At 55.7% G+C, this 5,593-nt stretch carries 3 rRNA genes; all 3 read right to left on the bottom strand.

Going from position 1 to position 5,593, the window contains the following annotated elements:
• Nucleotides 1–9: 9 nt before the first annotated feature.
• Nucleotides 10–126 (bottom strand): 5S ribosomal RNA (rrf, locus tag AC5RU3_RS15605).
• Nucleotides 127–295: 169 nt separating this feature from the next.
• A 23S ribosomal RNA gene (locus tag AC5RU3_RS15610) occupies nucleotides 296–3,431 on the bottom strand.
• A gap of 515 nt (nucleotides 3,432–3,946) precedes the next feature.
• Nucleotides 3,947–5,470 (bottom strand): 16S ribosomal RNA (locus tag AC5RU3_RS15615).
• The 16S, 23S and 5S rRNA genes sit together here, the layout of an rRNA operon.
• Nucleotides 5,471–5,593: the final 123 nt, after the last annotated feature.

Genomic DNA, 5,593 nt, shown 5'->3' on the forward strand with positions numbered 1-5,593 from the left:
CTAAGTGTTGTCCGGCGGTGTCCTACTCTCCCACACTCTCTCGGGTGCAGTACCATCGGCGCTGTGGGTCTTAGCTTCCGGGTTCGGAATGGGACCGGGCGTTTCCCCCACGCTATGACCGCCGTAACTCGTTGTCCGCACCCCCTGTTGTGTGGGGTGGGAAGTCTGTTGTTACAACTTGTGTATGTAGTTGTTGGTGTTCCCAGGAGCGCACCCGCCGCCCTGTTGTTGGGGGGGTTGCGGGGTTGTTGGTTGGGAACCGCATAGTGGACGCGTAGCATTGTGTGTTTTGTGTGGTGTCAAGTTATCGGCGTATTAGTACCGGTCAGCTTCACGAGTCGTTAGTCCTCGCTTCCACATCCGGCCTATCAACCCAGTGGTCTGGCTGGGGGCCTCTCACACCAAATGGTGTATGGAAATCTCATCTTGAAGCAGGCTTCCCGCTTAGATGCTTTCAGCGGTTATCCCATCCGAACGTAGCTAATCAGCGGTGCACTTGGCAGTACAACTGACACACCAGAGGTTCGTCCGTCCCGGTCCTCTCGTACTAAGGACAGCCCTTCTCAAATTTCCTACGCGCGCAGCGGATAGGGACCGAACTGTCTCACGACGTTCTAAACCCAGCTCGCGTACCGCTTTAATGGGCGAACAGCCCAACCCTTGGGACCTACTCCAGCCCCAGGATGCGACGAGCCGACATCGAGGTGCCAAACCATGCCGTCGATATGGACTCTTGGGCAAGATCAGCCTGTTATCCCCGAGGTACCTTTTATCCGTTGAGCGACGGCCATTCCACAATGTGCCGCCGGATCACTAGTCCCGACTTTCGTCCCTGCTTGAGATGTCTCTCTCACAGTCAAGCTCCCTTGTGCACTTACACTCGCCACCTGATTGCCAACCAGGCTGAGGGAACCTTTGGGCGCCTCCGTTACTTTTTGGGAGGCAACCGCCCCAGTTAAACTACCCATCAGGCACTGTCCCTGACCCGGATTACGGGCCGAAGTTAGATATCCAGAGTGACCAGAGTGGTATTTCAACGATGACTCCACCTGAACTGGCGTCCAAGCTTCACAGTCTCCCACCTATCCTACACAAGCCACACCGAACACCAATACCAAACTATAGTGAAGGTCTCGGGGTCTTTCCGTCCTGCTGCGCGTAACGAGCATCTTTACTCGTAGTGCAATTTCGCCGAGTTTATGGTTGAGACAGCGGGGAAGTCGTTACTCCATTCGTGCAGGTCGGAACTTACCCGACAAGGAATTTCGCTACCTTAGGATGGTTATAGTTACCACCGCCGTTTACTGGGGCTTAAATTCCCAGCTTCGCCCACAAGGGGCTAACCGGTCCTCTTAACCTTCCAGCACCGGGCAGGAGTCAGTCCGTATACATCGTCTTGCGACTTCGCACGGACCTGTGTTTTTAGTAAACAGTCGCTTCCCCCTGGTCTCTGCGGCCCCGATCCGCCTCCGGTGAGCAAGTCACCATCACGGTTGGGGCCCCCCTTCTCCCGAAGTTACGGGGGCATTTTGCCGAGTTCCTTAACCATAATTCTCTCGATCGCCTTAGTATTCTCTACCTGATCACCTGTGTCGGTTTGGGGTACGGGCGGTTGGAACCTCACGCCGATGCTTTTCTAGGCAGCATAGGATCATCGGATCCCCACCAAGGGTGGGGCCCATCGGGTCTCAGAGACGGTATCAAAACCAGGACCACGGATTTGCCTATGGTCCCTCCTACATCCTTAGACCGGGACAACCATCGCCCGGCCCGACTACCTTCCTGCGTCACACCTGTTAATACGCTTACCTCCCAAGATCAGGTCCCACGCGCCCCATCAACACGGACCCCGAAGGGCACTGGAAGATGGTTTGGGTGGTTAGTATCCCTTGTTCAGTATGGGCGGTTCTTCACCGGTACGGGAATATCAACCCGTTGTCCATCGACTACGCCTGTCGGCCTCGCCTTAGGTCCCGACTTACCCAGGGCAGATTAGCTTGACCCTGGAACCCTTGATCATTCGGCGGACGGGTTTCTCACCCGTCTTTCGCTACTCATGCCTGCATTCTCACTCGTGTAGGCTCCACCGCTGGTTTACACCGCGACTTCACTGCCCACACGACGCTCCCCTACCACTCCAGACGCCTGAACCACGAAGGCTTGGCACTATCTGAAATCCACAACTTCGGCGGTGTACTTGAGCCCCGCTACATTGTCGGCGCGGAATCACTTGACCAGTGAGCTATTACGCACTCTTTCAAGGATGGCTGCTTCTAAGCCAACCTCCTGGTTGTCTGAGCAACTCCACATCCTTTCCCACTTAGCACACGCTTAGGGGCCTTAGTTGGTGGTCTGGGCTGTTTCCCTCTCGACTATGAAGCTTATCCCCCACAGTCTCACTGCTGCGCTCTCACTTACCGGCATTCGGAGTTTGGCTGACGTCAGTAACCTTGTAGGGCCCATCGGCCATCCAGTAGCTCTACCTCCGGCAAGAAACACGCAACGCTGCACCTAAATGCATTTCGGGGAGAACCAGCTATCACGAAGTTTGATTGGCCTTTCACCCCTACCCACAGCTCATCCCCTCCATTTTCAACTGAAGTGGGTTCGGTCCTCCACGACGTCTTACCGTCGCTTCAACCTGGCCATGGGTAGATCACTTCGCTTCGGGTCTAGATCACGCCACTCACTCGCCCTATTCAGACTCGCTTTCGCTACGGCTACCCCACACGGGTTAACCTCGCGACGTAACACTAACTCGCAGGCTCATTCTTCAAAAGGCACGCCATCACGGGAACAAGCCCGCTCTGACGGATTGTAGGCACACGGTTTCAGGTACTATTTCACTCCCCTCCCGGGGTACTTTTCACCTTTCCCTCACGGTACTGGTCCGCTATCGGTCATCAGGGAGTATTTAGGCTTACCAGGTGGTCCTGGCAGATTCGCACGGGATTTCTCGGGCCCCGTACTACTTGGGATACTCTCCAAGCGGCAGCACGCATTACAGCTACGGGACTCTCACCCACTCCGGTCGGGCCTTCAAACCCGTTCACCTATACGCCTGCACTCACTTCACCAGCCCGGCAGAGCTGATACGGAAAGTCCCGCAACCCCAGTGATGCAACGCCCGCCGGCTATCACACACCACTGGTTTAGCCTCATCCGCGTTCGCTCGCCACTACTAACGGAATCACTATTGTTTTCTCTTCCTGTGGGTACTGAGATGTTTCACTTCCCCACGTTCCCTCCACGCACCCTATGTGTTCAGGTACGGGTCACCCAGTCACTCGCGCGCTGGGCGGGGTTTCCCCATTCGGACATCCTGGGATCAAAGTTCGGTTATCAACTCCCCCAGGCTTATCGCAGATTCCCACGTCCTTCTTCGGCTCCTGATGCCAAGGCATCCACCGTGTGCCCTTAAAAACTTGACGATCACACACACAACCAACACCAACCCCCACACCCCCCAAAAGGGAACACAGGAACCAGCGACCAACCCAAAAGCCGGCAACGGTCATGCGCGATACACAAAATTTAAGATGCTCGCGTCCACTATGCAGTTCTCAAACAACAACCCCAGTAACACACCCCCACCACCCCACACAGGGAACAGCAGAAAGGTCATGCCCAGGAAAACCAGAAACACCACAAACCCAACCCCACAAAGGGATCAAGCTCCTGTTGCCTCAGGACCCAACAGTGTGCCAAAAGATAACCACCACCACCAACCACACCCTTTCCACAACCCACACCCCAACCCCCCACAAAGGAAAGAAAGGAACGCAGATCCGTACTCAAACACGGCCAGCACCAGCAGCCACCAAATCCGTTGATATTCCACCCATGAGCACCCACCGCAGAACAAACGCCTGCGCAATGGGCCTACTCCTGACAACCCCCACACCCCACACAACGTGGACCGCAGGACATTGTAGGCGCTCCTTAGAAAGGAGGTGATCCAGCCGCACCTTCCGGTACGGCTACCTTGTTACGACTTAGTCCCAATCGCCGGTCCCACCTTCGACGGCTCCCTCCCACAAGGGGTTAGGCCACCGGCTTCGGGTGTTACCAACTTTCGTGACTTGACGGGCGGTGTGTACAAGGCCCGGGAACGTATTCACCGCAGCGTTGCTGATCTGCGATTACTAGCGACTCCGACTTCATGAGGTCGAGTTGCAGACCTCAATCCGAACTGAGACCGGCTTTTTGGGATTAGCTCCACCTCACAGCATCGCAACCCTTTGTACCGGCCATTGTAGCATGCGTGAAGCCCAAGACATAAGGGGCATGATGATTTGACGTCGTCCCCACCTTCCTCCGAGTTGACCCCGGCAGTCTCCCATGAGTCCCCGGCATAACCCGCTGGCAACATGGAACGAGGGTTGCGCTCGTTGCGGGACTTAACCCAACATCTCACGACACGAGCTGACGACAACCATGCACCACCTGTAAACCGGCCACAAGTGGCCGACACATCTCTGCGCCGTTCCGGTTCATGTCAAGCCTTGGTAAGGTTCTTCGCGTTGCATCGAATTAATCCGCATGCTCCGCCGCTTGTGCGGGCCCCCGTCAATTCCTTTGAGTTTTAGCCTTGCGGCCGTACTCCCCAGGCGGGGCACTTAATGCGTTAGCTACGGCGCGGAAAACGTGGAATGTCCCCCACACCTAGTGCCCAACGTTTACGGCATGGACTACCAGGGTATCTAATCCTGTTCGCTCCCCATGCTTTCGCTCCTCAGCGTCAGTTAATGCCCAGAGACCTGCCTTCGCCATCGGTGTTCCTCCTGATATCTGCGCATTTCACCGCTACACCAGGAATTCCAGTCTCCCCTACATCACTCAAGTCTGCCCGTACCCACCGCAGATCCGGGGTTAAGCCCCGGACTTTCACGGCAGACGCGACAAACCGCCTACGAGCTCTTTACGCCCAATAATTCCGGATAACGCTTGCGCCCTACGTATTACCGCGGCTGCTGGCACGTAGTTAGCCGGCGCTTCTTCTGCAGGTACCGTCACTTTCGCTTCTTCCCTACTGAAAGAGGTTTACAACCCGAAGGCCTTCATCCCTCACGCGGCGTCGCTGCATCAGGCTTGCGCCCATTGTGCAATATTCCCCACTGCTGCCTCCCGTAGGAGTCTGGGCCGTGTCTCAGTCCCAGTGTGGCCGTCCACCCTCTCAGGCCGGCTACCCGTCGTCGCCTTGGTAGGCCATTACCCCACCAACAAGCTGATAGGCCGCGAGTCCATCCAAAACCACAAAAGCTTTCCACCAACCACCATGCGATGGAAGGTCGTATCCAGTATTAGACCCAGTTTCCCAGGCTTATCCCAGAGTCAAGGGCAGGTTACTCACGTGTTACTCACCCGTTCGCCACTAATCCCCCCAGCAAGCTGGAGATCATCGTTCGACTTGCATGTGTTAAGCACGCCGCCAGCGTTCATCCTGAGCCAGGATCAAACTCTCCGTAAAAAAATACAGACACAACACAAACCCCCCGGAAAAAGAAGGATCCATGCTGCACAAAATTCGAAACCAGCCAAAAAACCAGCCACCCACGGAGGTGAATGACCAGTAAATCAACCAATCAAAAAA

The organism is Arthrobacter sp. MDB1-55 (assembly GCF_059092925.1).